General features: G+C 51.9%; 1 protein-coding gene (cut by a window edge). It reads left to right on the top strand.

Translation table 11 applies throughout. The features are described 5' to 3' along the window. The first annotated feature begins 7 nt into the window (after positions 1-7). Positions 8-20,918: the 5' portion of a non-ribosomal peptide synthetase gene (locus G7035_RS27585; protein ID WP_230877808.1), read on the top strand. Its footprint extends 386 nt past the window's final position; 20,911 of the gene's 21,297 nt are visible here — the first part of the coding sequence; the start codon lies at positions 8-10; its stop codon lies off the right edge, out of view.

Genomic DNA, 20,918 nt, shown 5'->3' with positions numbered 1-20,918 from the left:
GAGACGGATGACACAGCAAGATGTTCAATTGTTTTCCCTAAGCCAGCCACAGCAACGTATTTGGTATACGGAGCTTTTGTATCCTCATCGGAACACTTCAACCATTATCGGTACTGTAAAAATTAGAGGAACTGTTCGTATAGATGCATTGCAGCAAGCAATGAACCGAGTGATTGCCCAAAACGATTCTTTCCGTATCAAAATCACTGCTCAGGATGGAATCCCATATCAATATGTAGAGCCGTTTACAGCGGAAAATATTGAAACGCTTCAAGTAACCCCGGAAGAAGCGAATGAATGGTTAAAGCGCCATAATCCACAACCGTTCTCATTGTTGGATTCGCAGCTGTACCGATTTGTTATTTTACAGCTAGGGGTAGAAGAAACCTGGTTCAATTTTAAAATGCATCATATTATTTCGGACGGCGTGTCCATGAATCAGGCCATTAATGAAATCACCGGACATTATATGAATATTGTGCATGGTACAGGTCAGGATGCACCGACCAAAGGCAATCCTTATCTGGATTTTATTCAGGTAGAGCAAAGCTATGAGCAATCTGACCGTTATCAAAAGGACAAGACGTATTGGACGGAAAAGTTTGCTGATTTGCCAGAGACCACAGGCTTAAAATCATATAACCCGCTGACACTGAGCACAGCTGCACGCCGGGAGAGTTTTATACTGAAGCATGAATTGTATCGTGGTGTTACGGCTTTTTGCGAGGAACATAAAATCAGTATTTTCACGTTCTTTCTGGCGGCTCTGTATATTTATTTGCATAAAGTGACGGGTGAGCAGGACTTAACCGTAGGGACTCTCTATGCCAACCGTACGTCTAAGAAAGAAAAGGATACCATCGGCATGTTCGTCAGCACCGTGGCTACTCGTCTGTTGGTCGAACCGGAATCCGAACTGCTGGCCTTCTTGCAGGGTGTAGGGAAGGAGCAGGCGTCCATTTTGCGGCATCAGCGTTACCCGTACAACAAAATTATTCAAGATTTACGCGAACAGCAAAGTAGTCTGGACATCCAACGTTTATTTGGGGCATCTATTCAGTACCGTACCTTGAGCTTCTCCCGTTTTGATGAAGCGATTCAGCAGGTGGATAACGATTTCTGCGGAGATACAGTGAACGACTTCGATATTCACATGGTTGAAATGCTGGATGACGATAGACTCGTATTATACCTGGATTATCGTACCGAGCTGTTTAGTGAGCAGGAAATTGCTCGAATTATTCAACAATTTTTGAGTGTGGCGGAGCATATGGTACAGGGCCCACACAAGCGGATAGAGGAATTGTCGCTGATCAGTGAGGAAGAACGGGTGGAAATCGTCGACGTATTCAATGCTACAGCAGTGGAATACCCACACGAAGCAGGCATTCATGAGCTGTTTGAGGAACAGGCGGCACGTACACCGAATCAGACAGCAGTTGTGTCTGACAACGCCCATTTAACTTATGGCGAATTGAATGTAAAAGCCAATCGGCTGGCTCACACGCTGCGCGGGAACGGTGTTACCACTGAGCGAACTGTAGGTATCGTTGCTGAGCGTTCCGTAGATATGATCGTCGGCATGCTGGCGATTCTCAAAGCGGGCGGCGCATATGTGCCGATTGACCCTGATTATCCGGCTGAACGTGTGCGCTACCTATTGGAAGATTCGGGAGCGGAGTTGCTGCTGGTGCAGCATGCGAAACAGCAACCGGAGGATTACACCGGAATTGTGCTGGATCTGAGCGATGCCGCTGTGTACGAGGCAGAGAATAATCAAGATGCAAATAACATACATGGGGAACAAAACGAAGCTAGTCATGCAGATTTTACCTATTATTCAAATCTGAAAAATGACCTTTTAAAGGAATCTTCTTCGTCTGTCGTAGACAGTACTACTGGAGCACATCCATTTGGTAATCGACTTGCCTATCTTATGTACACTTCGGGTACGACCGGACAGCCTAAAGGGGTTATGGTAGAACACCGCAATGTTGTGCGCTTGGTGAAAAATACAAACTATGCGCAACTGGGTGCTGACACGCGCATTTTGCAAACCGGCGCTGTTGTCTTTGACGCGTCCACCTTCGAAATTTGGGGTGCGTTGCTGAATGGAGGACAGCTTGTACTGGTAAGCCAGGATGTCATTTTGGATGCGCCGAAGCTCAAGGAAGCTGTCCGCAGCCATGGTATTACAACAATGTGGCTGACTGCGCCACTCTTTAACCAGCTATCCCAGCAGGATCTGGAGTTGTTCGAGGGGGTACAAGAACTGTTGGTCGGCGGTGATGTGTTATCCGTACCGCACATTAACCGGGTGCTGGAGGCTCATCCGTCCCTACGGATTATCAATGGCTATGGCCCGACGGAAAATACAACTTTTTCTACAACTCATGCGATTGCTGGCGTGCAATCGGAAGCAGTGCCGATCGGGCGTCCGATCCACAACTCCACAGCGTATGTCGTAGACCGTTCCATGCAACTTCAGCCTGTGGGGGCATGGGGTGAACTGATCGTCGGCGGCGACGGGGTGGCACGTGGCTACCGGAATCGTCCTGATTTAACAGCTGAAAAGTTCATAGATAGTCCGTTCCGCAGTGGAGAGCGTTGCTACCGTACAGGCGATTTGGTTCGCTGGAATGAGGACGGGACGTTGGAATACAAAGGACGGATCGACGCGCAAGTGAAAATCCGTGGCTACCGGATTGAATTGGGCGAGGTGGAAGCGCAGCTGTTGAAGCTGGAGGCGGTGCAAGAAGCCGTCGTCATTGCACGTGAGGATGAGCAGGGACAAAAACAGCTTTGCGCATATGTGGTCACCCTTGCGGATATTACGGCAAGTGAGCTACGAAGCGCCTTGAGCCAGGAATTGCCAGGTTACATGGTGCCGTCGTATTTTGTACAGATGGAGCAATTGCCGTTGACACCGAATGGCAAGGTGGATCGGCGGGCGTTGCCACAGCCGGAGGGAAGCGTGGATTCCGGCGAGGATTATGTAGCCGCCCGTAATGAGGTAGAGCGGATATTGGTATCGGTATGGCAATCTGTACTGGGTATCGAACAAATTGGTGTACTGGATAACTTCTTCCATTTGGGAGGCGACTCGATTAAGGCCATCCAGGTGTCTTCGAGATTGCTGCAAAATGGTTACAAGCTGGAAATGAGAGAACTGTTCCAGTATCCAACGATTGCTGAGCTAAATGGACGGGTGCAGCGGGTGACCCGCGTGTCCGATCAAGGAGAAGTCAGAGGAAACGTGGCCTTGACACCGATTCAGCACTGGTTTATTGAACAGCAGCCATCTAATCCTGAGCACTATAACCAGGCTCTGATGCTGCACCGTGAGGATCGTTTGGACGAAACGGCGCTTCATCAAACATTGCAATGCATTGTCGAGCATCATGATGCTTTGCGCATCGTATTCCGCCAAAATGCAGAGGGTGGTTATGAAGCATGGAACCGTGGTGTGCAAGAAGGAGAGCTGTATAGCCTCGAAGTGGTGGATTATACCCAGGAGTCTGACTTTGCCCATTTGCTGGAGAGCAAAGCTAGCGAAATTCAAAGTAGCATCCATCTACATGAAGGACCGCTGGTAAAGCTGGGTCTGTTCCGTTGCACCAATGGAGACCATTTGTTGGTAGCGATCCACCATTTGGTGGTCGACGGCGTGTCTTGGCGTATTTTGCTGGAGGATTTGGCAACAGGTTACGAGCAGGCTTTACAGGGCGAGTCTGTCCGCTTGCCGAATAAGACGGATTCCTTCCGCCTTTGGGCGGATCAGCTGTCAGCTTATGCGAACAGCACTGCGTTGGAGAAGGAACGGCCATATTGGGAGCAGGTGGAGCGATCTGGTGCTGCACAAGAGGCATTGCCTAAGGATTATACTCGTAAGTCTCAGGCCAAACCACAGCTTCGCGATGATCGGACACTGACCGTAGCGTGGACGGTCGAAGAAACGGAACAATTTTTGAAACAAGCCCATCGGGCCTACAATACAGAAGCAAACGACCTGCTGCTGACAGCTTTGGGTACGGCCGTTCAGGAGTGGGCAGGCATCGGTCAGGTGCTTGTAAATCTGGAGGGTCATGGACGGGAAGCCATTTTGCCGGATATGGATATTACGCGCACCGTCGGTTGGTTTACCAGCCAATTTCCAGTGGTCCTGGATATGGGCGAGGACCGGAATGTGGGACAGCGTGTCAAGAACGTCAAGGAAGGGCTACGCCGTTTGCCGCATAAAGGGATTGGATACGGGATTTTGAGATATCTTGCTGATGGGGAAGGGAAATCAGCTTTTGTGGTCGAGCCGGAAATCAGCTTTAACTATCTCGGCCAATTCGATCAGGATTTGAAGCAGAATGCATTCCGCATGTCTCCTTATTCCGTCGGAGCTTCCATGAGTGACACGTTGACCAAGCGGTACGCTCTGGATATCAATGGCATGATCACGGACGGTGCCCTGGAACTGACGATCAGCTACAGCAACAAAATGTTTATGAAAAAATCGATCAAAAAACTGGCTGATCTGCTGCAGGAGAGCTTGCGTGAGGTGTTGGCTCACTGTGTGGCCAAAGAGCTGCCGGAGCTGACCCCAAGCGATTTGTCCTTCCAGGGACTGACAGCCGGAGAACTGGATCATATTGTAGAGCAGACGGCTGCTGCTGGAGAACTGGAAAACATTTATTCGTTAACCCCTATGCAAAAAGGCATCCTGTTCCACGGCTTCATGGAGCCGCAATCCGGGGCGTACTTTGAGCAGGCGACATTTGATCTGCAAGGCAGCTTTCAAGTGGAGGCTTTTGCCGAAAGCCTCAATCAGCTGGTGGATCGCCATCAAATATTCAGAACGAATTTTTATAGTGGCTGGAATGAGCAGCCTTTACAGGTAGTGTACCGCCATAAAGCGGCTGGATTCCGGTTTGAAGATGTGCGTTCGATGGAACCAGGAGAGCAGGCCGCATACCTTGCTGATTTTGCGGAACGTGACAAAGCGGCAGGCTTTCATTTCAGCTCAGGCGAGCTAATGCGGGTGTCTATTTTACGTACAGGTGAGGAGTCGTACCGTTTTGTATGGAGCTTTCATCATATTTTGATGGACGGCTGGTGCTTGTTCCTGGTTGTCGGGGAAGCGTTTCATACGTACTTTGCCATCCTTGAAGACCGCAAGCCGGAGCTTGCCCCGGTAACGCCATACAGTGAATATATTGAATGGCTGGATCGGCAGGACAACGCGGAGGCAGAACGGTTCTGGCGTGATTATTTTGCAGGTTTTGAGCAGCAGACCGTATTGCCGCAGGTCAAACAGCTGGACGGTCACGCTAAAGCATATGAAGCGGACAAGCTTTCATTTACACTGGGCCGTGAAGTGACGGAGCGGATGAACAAGCTGGTTAAGCAAAAGCAAGTGACGGTCAACACATTCCTGCAAGCAGCGTGGGGCGTTGTGCTACAGCGGTATAACAACAGTCGGGATGTGGTGTTTGGCAGTGTCGTCTCCGGCAGATCAGCGGATATTCCGGGCATCGACAAAATGATTGGGTTGTTCATTAACACCGTTCCTGTACGGATTCACAGTGAGAAAGAGATGACGTTTGCTGGGCTAATGAAGCAGATTCAGGAGCAGGCACTGGCTTCCCGTTCCTATGAAACCTATCCGTTGTATGAAATTCAGGCCCTGACCGAGCAGAAGCAGGACCTGGTGAACCATATTATCGTGTTTGAAAACTACCCCGTGGAACAGCGCATGGAGCAGATGGGTAGCCGCGGGAACAATGGCTTTACGATTGCCAATGCTTCCATGTCAGAGCAAACAAACTATGATTTCAACATCACCGTGGTGCCGGGCGATGAAATCCATGTCCATTTGGAGTACAACGCGCAGGTGTTGGAACGTACAGCTGTAGAGCAAATCCGTGAGCATTTGCTGCATATGATTGAAGAAGCGATTCACCGACCAGATGCACTGGTGGATGAGCTTGAGCTGGTGACTGCTGCGGAAAAAGCGAACATCATCGATGGTTTTGGATCAGTAGGCGTAGCTGCATGGAGTGATGAAAAGGAATCGGAATTGTTGTTCCACGCCTATGTGGAAGAACAAGCGCAGCTTATGCCGGATCATGTGGCCGTTGTATACGAGGAGCGGCAGCTTACGTACCGCGAGTTGAACGAGCGCGCGAACCAACTGGCCCGTAGATTGCGGAATGAGGGCATTGGACGCGAATCGATTGTCGGCATCTTGAGCGAGCGTTCGGTGGACATGCTGGTCGGCGTACTAGCGGTATGGAAGTCCGGAGGTGCATATGTGCCGCTGGATGCAGACTATCCGTCCGATCGCATTCGTTTCATGCTGGAGGACAGCGGTGCGACGGTGCTGCTCACGCAAATCGGCTTGCAGGAGCGCGCACAGGGTTGGCTGGAGGAAAGCCAATGGGCTATGGGCGAAGGAAAGAGCGAGGGTGTGCTGGAGACGGCGGTTAGCGCTGAAACGATGGAAAGAGACCGTCAAAAGAATGAAGGCGTAAGCTTGAAAGCAGATTCGAAGTCTGACAGCGAAGCAGCATCCGAACCGGCAACAGGGCTGCGTCTGCGTACTGTATTGGCACTTGACGATGAGTCGCTGTACACCGGGGATACCACGGATATTGAACGTATCAACGAGCCGCAAGACTTGGCGTATGTGATCTATACGTCGGGGACAACAGGACGTCCAAAAGGTGTCATGATCGAGCATCGCAGCTTGGTGAACACGGCTGCGGCCTATCGCCGGGATTACCGTCTGAACCAGTTCCCAGTCCGATTGCTGCAACTGGCCAGCTTCTCCTTCGACGTGTTCGTCGGCGATATTGCACGGACGCTCTATAACGGCGGCACGATGGTCATCTGTCCGAAAGAGGATCGCATTGATCCAAGCCGTCTATATGGCTGGATTCGTGATTATCAAATCACCGTGTTCGAATCGACTCCGGCTCTGATCGTACCGTTTATGCAGCATGTGTACGAGCACGGACTGGACATGAGCAGTCTGGAGCTGCTGATTACGAGCTCAGACAGCTGCAGCGTGACGGACTACCGAGTGCTGCAAGAACGGTTTGGCGCAGATATCCGTATCATCAACAGCTATGGGGTCACGGAAGCGGCGATTGACTCCAGCTTCTACGACGAAGAGCTGTCAAAGCTGCCAAGCAGCGGGAATGTGCCGATTGGTCAGGCATGGCTGAACGCCCGTTTCTACATCGTAGACAGCCAACTGAATCCAGTGCCGATCGGCGTACTGGGTGAGCTATGCATTGGCGGTGCCGGGGTCGCACGGGGATACCTGAACCGTGCGGACCTGACGGCCGAGAAATTCGTAGCGAACCCGTACGTACCGGGTGAACGTTTGTATCGCACCGGCGATTTGGCGCGGTGGATGCCAGACGGCAATGTAGACTTTATCGGCCGGATGGACTATCAAGTCAAAATCCGGGGATATCGGATCGAGCTGGGCGAGATTGAAACCGTAATTCAGCGGGTACCAGGTGTGCGACAAGCTGTAGTCATCGACCGGACGGACGAGCGTGGACACAAGTATTTGTGCGGATACATCACGGGAGAAGCCGAGCTGCGGATTGAGGAAGTACAAGCAGAGCTGGAAGCCGGACTGCCAGCGCATATGGTGCCTGCACGCCTGATGCGACTGGAGACGATCCCGCTGACCAGCAACGGCAAAATCGACCGCAAGGCTTTGCCGGAACCGGAAGGCAGCATCCATACGGGAGCAGCCTATGTGGCACCGCGTACTACGGTGGAGCAGGTATTGGCTGCGGTATGGGCCGCAGTGCTTGGCATGGATGCCGTAGGCACGCAGGATAACTTCTTCGAGCTGGGCGGCGATTCGATCAAAGCCTTGCAAGTATCCTCCCGCTTGCTGCAGGCAGGTTATCGACTGAACATGAAAGACCTCTTCAGCCATCCGACGGTAGCGGCACTCAGTCCGTTGCTTCGTACAGATGGCAAGATGGCCAGTCAGGAAGAGGCAGTAGGCCAGGTGGAACTGACACCTATTCAGCGCTGGTTCTTCGAGCAGCAGCCGGCTGATCTGCACCACAGCAACCAGGCGATGATGCTGTACCGAGCTGGGGGCTTTGACGTCGACGCGCTACGCCGTACGATGGACCGTATGGTCCAGCATCATGACGCACTGCGCACGGTATTCCGTGAGACGGAGCAGGGCTATGCCGCTTGGAACCGCAGTGTAGATGAAGGCGAGCTATACACGCTGGATATTGTAGATTTCAGCGGAGTGGAAGACGAATCTGCCGCTGTTGAAGCTAAGGCGAGTGAAATTCAAGCCAGCATTCATTTGAGCGCGGGTCCACTGGTGAAGCTCGGTCTGTTTCATTGTGCTGAGGGCGACCATGTATTAATCGTCATTCATCATTTGGTGGTGGACGGTGTATCTTGGCGTATTTTACTGGAGGATTTGGCATCTGGTTATGAGCAGGCAGTCGCAGGTCAAACTGGCACAGCTATTCGGCTGCCGCATAAAACAGATTCGTTCCAGGTATGGGCCAAACAACTGTCAGCCTATGCCAACAGTGCGACGATGGAGTGGGAACTGGCCTACTGGCAGCATATCGAACAAGCCGAAGCAAGCCTTGCGAAGCCTTTGCCGAAGGATTTTGCAAATGATAATGCACGGCTGGGAGACAGTGAGGTGGTGACGGTCCGCTGGACGAAGCAGGAAACGGAGCAGCTGCTCAAACAAGCTCATCGCGCGTACAACACGGAAATGAATGACCTGTTGCTAGCCGCGCTCGGAAAAGCCGTCTATGACTGGTCGGGTTCCGAACGAGTGCTGATCAACTTGGAGGGCCATGGACGGGAAGCCATTGTGCCAGATGTGGATATTACGCGCACGGTCGGCTGGTTTACGAGCCAATTCCCGGTTGTCCTGGATGGAAGTCTGGGAGAAGGGGGACATACTGCTCGCCTGATCAAGCGGACCAAAGAAGGGCTGCGTCATATTCCGCAAAAAGGCATCGGCTATGGGATTTTACGCTACCTGTCGGATCTAAATGTGCTGGAGAAAGCAGGCGTGCAGTTAGAGACTCAGCCTGAGATCAGTTTTAACTATTTAGGCCAATTCGATCAGGATTATAAAGGCAACGATTTACAGCCTTCCGCTTATTCCATTGGTGTGCCTGTCAGCACGAACGCGACTATGGATTTTGCACTGGATATCAACGGATTAATCGAGGATGGCGAGTTGGTGTTCACGATTCGCTACGGTACAACGCAGTTCCGTCATGAAACGATGGAGCGGCTGGGAGAACTGCTGGCATCCGGCTTGCGTGAGGTGATTAGCCATTGTGTTGCCCAAGAAAGAACAGTGCTGACCCCAAGTGATGTTCTGTTAAACCATGTAACGCTGGACGAGCTGGAACAATTGGTGGAAGATACGCGGGATCTGGGCGAGCTGGAAAATGTATATGCTTTGACACCGATGCAAAAGGGTATGCTCTTTTTCAGCCTGATGGATGAGAGCTCGGCGGCTTATTTTGAGCAAGCATCCTTTGAGCTGAATGGGCGCTTCGATGTGGTTACTTTCGGTAAAAGCCTGGATCTGCTTGTACAGCGTCATGAAGCATTACGGACGAACTTTATCAGTTCATGGAAGGACGAGCCTGTACAAGTCGTTTTCCGCAATCGCAGCGGAGAGTTGTACTATGAAGACCTGCGCGGACTGGAAAAAGAAGAACGTAAAGCACGTGTTGAGGCATTTACCCTTGCCGATAAAGCGAAAGGATTCCGTCTCGCGGAGGATGCACTCCTTCGTATCTCGATCCTGCAAACTGGGGATGAAACGTATCACTTTATCTGGAGCTTCCATCACATTTTGATGGATGGCTGGTGCTTGTCCTTTATGACACAGGAAGTATTCGGTAGCTATCTGGCACTGCGTGCGGGTGATGAGCCAGTGCTGGAGCCTGTCACGCCGTTCAGTCGTTTTATCGAATGGCTGGAACGTCAGGACCGTGAGGCAGCCCTGCAATACTGGCGTGGGTATCTGGCGGACTACGAGCAGCAAATTACGCTTCCGCAGCAAAAAGCACAGCCGAAATCGATGCAAGACGGGGAATATATCGCTGAAGATCTGGATTGCGAATTCCAGCCAGAGCTGGTTGCCCAGATCGAACGGGTGGCGAAGCAAAATCAGGTGACGATCAATACGCTGATTCAGACGGTATGGGGCGTCTTGTTGCAGAAATATAACAACAGTACGGATGTCGTGTTCGGCAGCGTTGTGTCCGGTCGTCCAGGGGATATTCCAGGTGTGGAGCACATGATCGGGCTATTTATCAATACAATTCCAGTGCGTGTGCAGTCTGAACCAGGTGAAAGCTTTGTCGAGCTGATGAAACGAACACAGCGGCAGGCGCTGGCTTCCAATGCTTACGATGCGTTCCCGCTGTATGAAATTCAAGCACTGACCGAGCAGAAGCAGGATTTAATCAACCATATTATGATATTTGAAAATTACCCGGTGGAGCAGCAGGTAGAGCAACTGGGCAGTGATGGACAGGATCCCTTCACAATTTCAAACGTGGTGTCTACAGAGGAAACCAACTACGATCTGAACGTTGTCGTGATGCCAGGTGAAGGCATCAAGATTCGTTTTATGTATAACACGCTCAGCTTTGATCAAGCAGGTATTGAGCGCCTATATGGACATTTTGCGCGTCTCTTGGAGCAAATTTCGCTCAACCCGCATGTTCGGGTGGAAGAGCTGGAACTACTCACAGCAGCGGAAAAACAACAGATTACAGCCGGATTTAATGACACGACTATTGCATTTCCGTCTCATCAAACGATCCATCAGCTGTTTGAAGAACAGGTGGCACAGACACCGGATCAGGTGGCACTGGTGTTTGGACATCAGCGTCTGACTTATCAGGAGCTAAATGAACGGGCGAATTCGCTGGCACGAGTGCTTCAAGCACAGGGAGTAGGACCTGACAAACTGGTCGGTCTGATGGTGCAGCGCTCCGTGGAAATGATCGTAGGTCTGCTGGCTGTGCTAAAAGCAGGCGGTGCTTATGTGCCGATTGATCCCGAATTTCCGTCCTCTCGTATTCAATACATGCTGGAAGATAGCGAGGCCGCAGTGCTTCTGACCCGTCGTGATTTGGCAGAAGAGCACCATTGCCACGCCAATGCCCTATTTCTTGAGGATGCAGCATTGTATCAGGGAGAAAGCAGTAACCTGGAGGCAATTGTACGCCCAGAGCATTTGGCTTACGTCATCTATACCTCTGGTTCGACTGGAAATCCGAAAGGAGTTATGCTCCAGCATCGCTCGGTCCTCAACTTTATTACCGGGATGCGCGAAGTCATTGACTTTGAAACGAGCCAAACGATGTTGTCACTGACGACCATTTCTTTTGATATTTTCGTCTTGGAGACCCTCCTGCCTCTGTTGGGTGGAATGACGGTGGTGCTTGGCGACCACCAGCATCAGGTGAATCCTCAGGCGCTGGGTGAATTGATTGCTCATCATCATATTGAAATGTTGCAAATGACGCCGTCCCGGTTGCAAATGCTGCTGGGTCATGAAGCAGGCTCCCGAGCGTTGCAAGGTGTGAAGGCCATTATGGTCGGGGGCGAAGCCCTGCCGTCCAAGCTGCTTGCAGCACTGCAAGAAATCAACGGTCCCCGTATTTATAACATGTACGGACCTACAGAAACGACGGTGTGGTCGACCGTGCAGGAACTGACCCATGCTCAACATATTCATATTGGACGCCCTATCGCGAATACCCAAATATATATCCTGAATGCGAATGGGGAATTGCAGCCCGTCGGTGTGCCGGGTGAGTTATGTATTGCCGGGGAAGGCTTGGCCCGTGGGTACTGGAAACGTGAAGAACTGACGGCCGAGAAATTTGTAAATCATCCGTTTGCTGGTGACAAGGCAGGCCATGAGCGGATGTATCGTACAGGCGATTTGGCCAGATGGATGCCGGACGGCAACCTTGAATATTTGGGGCGGATGGATCACCAGATTAAAATCCGGGGCTACCGGATCGAACTGGGCGAGATCGAATCGCAGCTGCTGCAGGTGGAGTCCGTACAAGAAGCAGTCATCATGGCCCGTACGGACGAAACGGGTCAAACCCAGCTCGTGGCGTACTACGTCGCAAGTCAAGAGCTTGGAGCTGGTGAGCTGAGACAGAAGCTGGGACAAGCGCTGCCAAGCTATATGGTGCCGTCGTATTTCATCTGGTTGGAGCAGATGCCACTGACACCGAACGGCAAAATCGACCGCAAGTCCCTGCCAGCACCGAAAGGCAGTCTGCACAGCGGTGCAGAGTATGCAGCGCCACGTACGGTAGCAGAACGAGCACTCGTAGCGATCTGGCAGTCCATCCTGGGCGTGTCCACTGTCGGGATTTTGGACAATTTCTTTGACCTGGGCGGCGATTCGATCAAGGCAATTCAAATCGTATCGCGTGCGTTCCACGCAGGCTACAAGCTGGACATGAAAGATTTGTTCCGCTACCCAACCGTCGCAACACTGGCACCGCATATGCACGAGGTAAGTCGTAGGGTAGATCAGGGAGAAGTGAGCGGGGAAACAACTTTGTCTCCAATCCAGCATTGGTTCTTTGCCCAGGAGCAAGTAGATGCGCATCACTTTAATCAGGCGGTGATGCTGCACCAGAAGCAAGGGTTTGATGAGTCCGCTCTGCGTCAGGCACTTGACAAACTCACAGCGCACCATGATGCTCTGCGGATGGTGTTCAGCAAGACCGAGCAAGGCTATGAAGCCTGGAACCGCGGAGTACAGGAAGGCGAGCTGTATCACCTGGACGTGGTGGACTTTACGAACTTGACGGATGAAGCCACGCTCAGCGCAGCTATTGAGGCGAAAGCTAGTGAAATTCAAAGCAGTATCCAGCTGCATGAAGGGCCGCTGTTGAAGGCTGGTTTGTTCCACTGTGCAGATGGGGATCATCTGTTGATGGTAATTCACCATTTGGTCGTGGACGGGGTATCATGGCGCATTTTGTTCGAAGATTTAGCTGTAGCCTATGAACAGGCCATCCGTGAAGAGACGCTCCAGTTACCGGACAAAACAGATTCATTCCGTTCCTGGTCACAAAAACTTTCCGTCTATGCGAATAGCGCAGCCATGGACAGCGAATACGCCTACTGGAAGCAATGGAACGCTGCTGCTTTGGCTGACCAAGTACGTTTGCCTGAGGATCAAGCGGAGGCCGAACCGTTTACCTGGGCTGACACGGATACCGTGGTCTTCCAGCTTACGGAAGAAGAGACAGAAAAACTATTGAAGCAAGCACACCGCGCGTACAACACGGAAGTGAACGCTTTGCTGCTGACTGCACTAGGCATGACGCTGTACACGTTGACGGGTCATGAACGCAGTTTGATTCATTTAGAGGGACACGGACGGGAGAACATTTTGCCGGATACAGACATTTCTCGTACGGTAGGCTGGTTTACGAGTCCATATCCGGTGCTGCTGGATATCGGTCGTGGTCATGCTTTGTCGGATCGAATCAAACAGGTCAAAGAGAGCCTGCGTCAGATTCCGAATAAGGGAATGGGCTACGGAATCTGGAGATATTGGAGTGAATCTGGTCAAGCGATTCAGCAAGCAGATGTACTGAACCTTGGTCAACATCAAGCTTTTGCCGAGCCACAAGTAAGCTTTAACTATCTCGGACAGTTGGATCAAGACTTGCCAAACAGCGATATCCGCATGTCTCCTTACTCGATGGGATCGGTCGTGAGTGACCGGACGAAGATGAAATATGCGCTCGATGTGAGCGGAATCGTCACGAACGGCATCCTGGAACTCGACATTCGGTATAACGGCAAAGCCTTCCGTAAAGATACGGTCCAAATGCTGGCTGATCTGTTGAAATCCAATCTGCTTGAAACGATCGAGCATTGTGTGACACGGGAGCAGACCGAATTGACTCCGAGTGATGTACTGTTCAAAGGCCTGACCCTGGAGCAATTCGATACGATTAAGGAACAGACCAAGACGGTTGGGGAATTGGAAAATGTGTACCCGTTGACCCCCATGCAAAAGGGGATGCTGTTCCACAGTCTGATGAATGCAGAAACCGGCGTGTATTTTGAGCAGGCAACCTTTGATCTTGAGGGCCACTTTACGCCAGCTATATTCGAGGAAAGCTTGAAGCTGCTGGTTAGCCGACATGCGATATTACGGACGAATTTCTACAGCGGCTGGCATGGACAACCCTTGCAAATCGTCTATCGCCATAAAAATCCGAGCTTCCGTTATGAAGATGTCAGAGGGCGTAAACACGCTGTAGCTGAATTTGTGACTCAGGACAAAGCTCGTGGCTTTGATTTAAGCAAGGATGCGCTCATGCGCGTAGCTGTCTTCTGCACGGGTGATCACTCGTACCGGTTTGTATGGAGCTTCCATCATATTGTGATGGACGGCTGGTGCCTGTCCCTGATGACGGACGAAGTGTTTGGTGCATATGCTGCCTTGCTGGAGAACAAGCAGCCAGAGCTCGCACCTGTCAAGCCGTATAGTGACTATATCGAATGGTTGGAACACCAAGATGCACAGGAAGCATCTCGTTATTGGAGTGACTATTTGGCAGGTTTTGAGCAGCAAACCTTGTTGCCTGGTGAGAATGCGCAAGTTTCTGTAGCAGAACGGGATGACGACACAAACAGAAGCGGTCAAAGTTCAAATTCCGGCTATGTTTTGGAAAAGCTGCCATTGATGTTGGGTAAAGAACGGAGTGCCGCCTTAAATCAAATGGCCAAGCAACAACATGTCACGATTAACACATTGCTGCAAAGCGTTTGGGGCGTTATTTTACAGAAATACAATAATCATCAGGATGTTGTGTTTGGTAGTGTGGTATCCGGTCGTCCGGCAGAAATTCCAGGTGTGGAGAGCATGATTGGTTTGTTTATCAACACGATTCCGGTACGCATATGCAGTGCAACGGATGCTACATTTGCTGACGTATTGCAGCGTACACAGGAACAGGCTTTGGCCTCCAGTGTCTATGACACGTTCCCGCTCTACGACATTCAGGCACGGACTGAACAAAAACAAGACCTGATCAATCACATCATGGTCTTTGAAAACTACCCCATCGGGCAGCAAATGAAGAAGCAGATGGGCGATTCCGGCGAAGCAGAGGCACAAACAGGCTTCTCTATTGCCAATGTGGAACTTGCAGAGCAAACCAACTACGATTTTAACCTGATTGTCGTGCCAGATGAAGATATCTCTATTCTGCTTGAGTACAATGCACTGGTGTATAACCGGTCTGCAATGGAGCGTATCTATGGTCATATCAACCACGTCATCGGGCAAATCGTAGACAATCCGTATATCCGTGTGAATGAGCTGGCATTGGTGACAGCGGAAGAGCAGGCACAGATCGTTCAGGTGTGGGGAGATACAGCGGCAGCTTATCCGCAGGACCAAACGCTAAGTGCACTGTTCGAGCAGCAGGCAGCGAATACACCGGAGCAAGTGGCGGTGTTGTGCGGAGCGGATTCGTTGACCTACCGTGAGCTGAACGAACGAGCCAACCGTTTAGCGCGGACGTTGCGTGCGCAAGGGGTTCAGCCGGATCAGCCTGTGGGCATTCTGGTCCACCGTTCATTAGACATGATCGTAGGCATCTACGCGATCCTGAAGGCCGGCGGAGCCTATGTGCCGATTGATCCGGAATATCCGGCCGATCGTATCCGCTTTATGCTGGAGGACTCGGGCGCGAAGCTGGTGCTGACGCAAGCGCATCTGGCGGAGCAAGCGTCGCTGAGTTTCGATGGTCAGGTGCTGGTGCTGGATCGTCAGGAGCAAGATGGCAAGCACATTTACCACGAAGACGGCTCAAATCTGGAGCCCCTAGCTGGACCGCATCATGTTGCCTATGTCATTTATACCTCCGGTTCGACGGGAAAACCGAAGGGCGTGATGGTGGAGCACCATTCCGTGCTGAACCGGATTTTGTGGATGCATAATCGCTACGGCTTGAGTGCGGAAGATACGATTCTGCAAAAGACCGCCTTCACCTTCGACGTGTCGGTGTGGGAGCTGTTCTGGTGGTCGATGGTCGGCTCGAAGGTAAGCCTGTTGTCCGTGGGCGGGGAAAAGAACCCGGAAGACATCGTGGACACGATTGCCCGCGACGGCGTGACTACAATGCACTTTGTACCCGCTATGCTGCGTGCATTCCTGGAGTATGTGGAGCAGCAGCCACGAGAAGTAACGCAAGCGAAGCTGGGCACGCTGCGCCATGTCTTTGCCAGTGGTGAAGCGTTGCCGCCACAGCATGTGGCCCGGTTCCAGCGGCTCGTGTCGACTCTCGCCGGAGCGAAGCTGGTCAACCTGTATGGACCAACCGAAGCGACGGTGGACGTATCGTACTTTGATTGCGAGCCGGATGAGGAATATGCAGTGATTCCGATCGGGAAACCGATTCAGAATATCCGTCTGTACATTGTGAAGGAAGGCACGGAGCAATTGCAGCCGATTGGTGTAGCAGGGGAACTATGCATCGGCGGTGTCGGTGTGGCCCGTGGTTACCTGAACCGTCCGGAGCTGACGGCCGAGAAATTTGTGAAAGATCCGTTTGCTGGCGGGGAAGCAGGCTATGAACGGATGTACCGCACCGGCGATTTGGCGAGATGGATGCCGGACGGGAACATTGAGTATCTGGGCCGGATCGACCATCAGGTGAAAATCCGGGGGTACCGGATTGAACTAGGCGAGGTCGAAACGCAGCTGCTCCAAGTGGAATCGGTACGAGAAGCGGTGGTCATGGCTCGTACGGATGAAACGGGCCAAAAACAAATGGTGGCCTACTATGTTGCGGGGCAAGAAATCGGAGCCAGCGAGCTGAGAAGTGAGCTGGGCCGAGAATTGCCAAGCTACATGGTACCGTCCTACTTTGTACAGCTGGAGCAAATGCCGCTGAGCCCTAATGGCAAAATCGACCGCAAGGCATTGCCGGTACCGGAAGGCAGCCTGCAAACCGGAGCCGACTATGCAGAGCCGCGTACGGTGCAAGAACGCGCGCTGGTCGCGGTCTGGCAGTCCGTACTGGGACTACAGACGGTCGGTATTTTGGACAATTTCTTTGATCTGGGCGGTGATTCGATCAAAGCCATCCAAATCGCATCCCGTGCGTTCCAGGCCGGCTATAAGCTGGACATGAAGGATTTGTTCCAATATCCGACAGTTGCAGCCCTGGCACCGCATATGCATGAGGTCCGTCGTATGGCCAATCAAGAAGAAGTGAGCGGGGAAACGGCGCTACTTCCGATCCAGCATTGGTTCTTTGCGCAGGAGCGCGAGCGTCCGCAGCACTTTAATCAGGCGGTCATGCTCTATCGCGCTGAGGGCTTTGAGGAGACGGCGATTCGTCAAGTGATGGATCACCTCGTGAAGCATCATGATGCGCTACGTATGGTCTTCCGTCAGACTTCCGCTGGTTATACGGCTTGGACACGGGCTGTAGAGGAAGGCACGCTGTATACGCTGGAAACAGTGGACTACCGTAAACAGGAAAACTATGCGGAAGCGCTGGAAGCGAAGGCAACGGAAATTCAAAGCAGCATGGACCTGTCCGCAGGACCGTTGGTGAAGCTGGGAAGGTTCCGTACAGCCGAAGGCGACCATCTGCTGATCGCCATTCACCACTTGGTGGTGGACGGAGTGTCGTGGCGGATTCTGTTCGAAGATTTCTCGACAGGCTACGAGCAGGCGAGCAAGGGTGAGCCTGTACGATTGCCGTATAAAACAGATTCCTTCCAAACTTGGGCACAGGAGTTATCTTCTTACGCCAACCGTCCTGAGGCTGCCTCGGATGAAGTTTATTGGAAGCAGCTGGAACAGGCCAAAGCGGAAGCTACGCCGCTGCCTAAGGATTTTGCCTACGAGGGCTCCTTGAACGCAGACAGCGAAGTGCTGACAGTAGCGTGGACCGAAGCTGAAACCGAGCAACTGCTGAAGCAGGCCCATCGCGCCTACAACACCGAGGTCAATGATTTGCTGCTGACCGCGCTGGGACTCGCGCTCCACAACTGGACAGGCGCAGGCCATGTGCTGGTGAACCTAGAGGGACACGGTCGGGAAACGATCCTGCCAGAGGTGGATATTACACGTACTGTAGGCTGGTTTACGAGCTTGTATCCAGTGCTGCTGGAGACCGGCAAGGAAATGACACTGGCTCAGCGGATTAAAGAAACGAAGGAAGGCTTGCGCCGGATTCCGCATAAAGGGCTGACCTATGGCACCTGGCGCTACCTGTCCCCTGCGTCCGGATCAGGTGAAGCACATGCAATTGCAGCCGAGCCGGAAATTAGCTTTAACTATTTGGGGCAAGTCGATCAGGATCTGCAAAACAGTGGAATCACGTTGTCGTCCTACCATGCAGGGGAGACAGAGGATGCCCATTCCCGCTTGCCGTACACGCTGGATTTAAACGCGATGATCTCGGAAGGCACGCTGCGTTTGACAATTGCTTACAGCCGTAAGCAGTATCGTAAAGAAACGCTGGAGCGTGTGGCGGGACTGCTGCAATCCGCTTTGCAAGAGGTCATTGCGCATTGTGCGGCTCAGGAACAACCGGAACTGACGCCAAGTGATGTATCCTTCAAAGGCTTAACGACTGGAGAGCTGGAGCAGATTGCGGAACAGGCGGCACGTATCGGTGAGCTGGAAAATGTATACGCACTGACGCCAATGCAAAAGGGGATGCTTTTTTACAATCTGATGGATTCGCAATCGGGAGCGTATTTTGAACAGGCATCCTTTAATCTGCGAGGGCATTTTAATATTGCTGCATTTGCGGCCAGTCTGGATGTCTTGGTGCAGCGGCATACGGTACTGCGCACGAACTTCTACAGCGGCTGGAAGGATGAACCGCTTCAGGTCGTGTACCGGAATAAGCGCAGTGAACTGTATGTTGAGGATTTGCGGGATATGGAGGAAGAGCAGCAAAACGAGTACATCCTTGAATTTACACGTAAAGACAAGCAAAGAGGTTTTGATCTGGCACAAGACGCTTTGATGCGTGTTGCTGTGTTGCGCACAGGTGAGGATACGTACCGTTTTGTATGGAGCTTCCATCATATCGTGATGGACGGCTGGTGCTTGTCACTGGTGACAAATGAAGTGTTTACAAGCTATTTTGCGATCTTGGCCCATAAACAACCGGAACTGGCCCCTGTAACCCCGTACAGTCAATATATCGAATGGCTGGAGCAGCAGGATCGTCAGGCCGCATCAAGCTACTGGAGCAAGGTTCTGGAAGGATATGAGGAGCAGTCCCGTTTGCCACAGGCAAAAATCCAGGGCAAAACAGGGTATCAGGCGGAGCGTCTGGATTTTGATTTGGGCGCGGAGCTAACCGCTGGTATTCAGCAAATAGCCAAGCGTTATCAGGTCACCGTCAATACGTTGATGCAGACCGTTTGGGGCCTTTTGCTGCAAAAATATAATGGCACCGATGATGTCGTGTTTGGCAGCGTGGTATCTGGACGTCCGGCAGACATTCCGAATGTGGAGCATATCATTGGTCTGTTTATCAATACGATTCCGGTACGTATCCGCAGTCATAAGGACAGTGTATTCTCTGACGTGATGAAGCACATCCAGGAGCAATCGATTGATTCCCATGTCTACGATACGTATCCGTTGTATGAAATTCAGGGATTGTCGGAGCTTAAGCAGGATTTGATTAATCATATTCTTATTTTTGAGAACTATCCGGTCGAGGAACAAATCGAGCAATTAGGTAGCGGTGAGGCGTCCAGCTTCACCATCACAGGAGCCGAGTCTGTCGAGCAGACCAACTATGACTTTAACGTGGTAGTGCTGCCGGGGAATACCATTCACATGAGCTTCGGCTATAATGCCTTGGCCTTTGAACGGGAAAGCGTAGAGCACATTCGAGGTCATCTGGTGCAGCTACTGGAGCAAGTGACAGCGAATCCAGACATTCGCGTGTGTGAGCTGGATATGGTTACGGTGCAGGAGCGCGAGCAAATCGTTGAGGTCTGGGGCAATACAGCGGCAACCTATCCAAACGAGCAAACGATTCACGGCTTGTTCGAGGCGCAAACGGCGCAGACACCGGAGCAGCCAGCCTTGTTCTTCGAAGGAGAAACGCTGACTTATCGCGAGCTGAATGAACGCGCCAATCGTCTGGCTCGTACCTTGCGCAGTCAAGGCGTGACGAAAGATCGTTTGGTGGGTCTGATGACCGAACGGTCGGTGGACATGCTTGTGGGGATCTTCGGGATTTTAAAAGCCGGAGGTGCGTATGTCCCTATCGATCCAACCTATCCGGAGGAACGTATCCGCTACATGCTGGACGACTCGGGAGCGAAGCTGCTGTTAACACAAAGCCATCTGGTAGACAAAGTCGCGTTTGACGGCCACATGCTGGTGCTAGATGGTGAGCAAACGGTGTACCACGAGGATGGTTCCAATCTGGAGCCGTTGTCCGGCCCGAATGATTTGGCGTATGTGATCTATACGTCAGGGACGACGGGGCAGCCGAAGGGCGTGATGCTGGAGCACCATGGGCTGTGCAATCTGAAAACGTATTTTGATCAGACGCTCAAGATCCGTACGTCGGATCATGCGCTACTGTTCGCCAGCTACTCGTTTGATGCAGCTTGCTGGGAAATCTTCCAAGCGCTGTTCTGCGGAGCCACGTTATACGTGCCAACAACAGAGACGATTTTGAACTACGAGCGGTTTGAGCAATATATGGCCGATCACCACATCACGGTGGCTGCTTTGCCGCCGACCTATGCGGTGTATCTGGAGCCGCAGCGGATGCCAAACCTACGTATTCTGTTCACTGCGGGCTCAGCCTCTTCCACAGAATTGG

The organism is Paenibacillus polymyxa (assembly GCF_015710975.1).
Lineage (GTDB): Bacteria > Bacillota > Bacilli > Paenibacillales > Paenibacillaceae > Paenibacillus > Paenibacillus polymyxa.
This window is presented reverse-complemented; position numbering and strand designations above follow the sequence as displayed.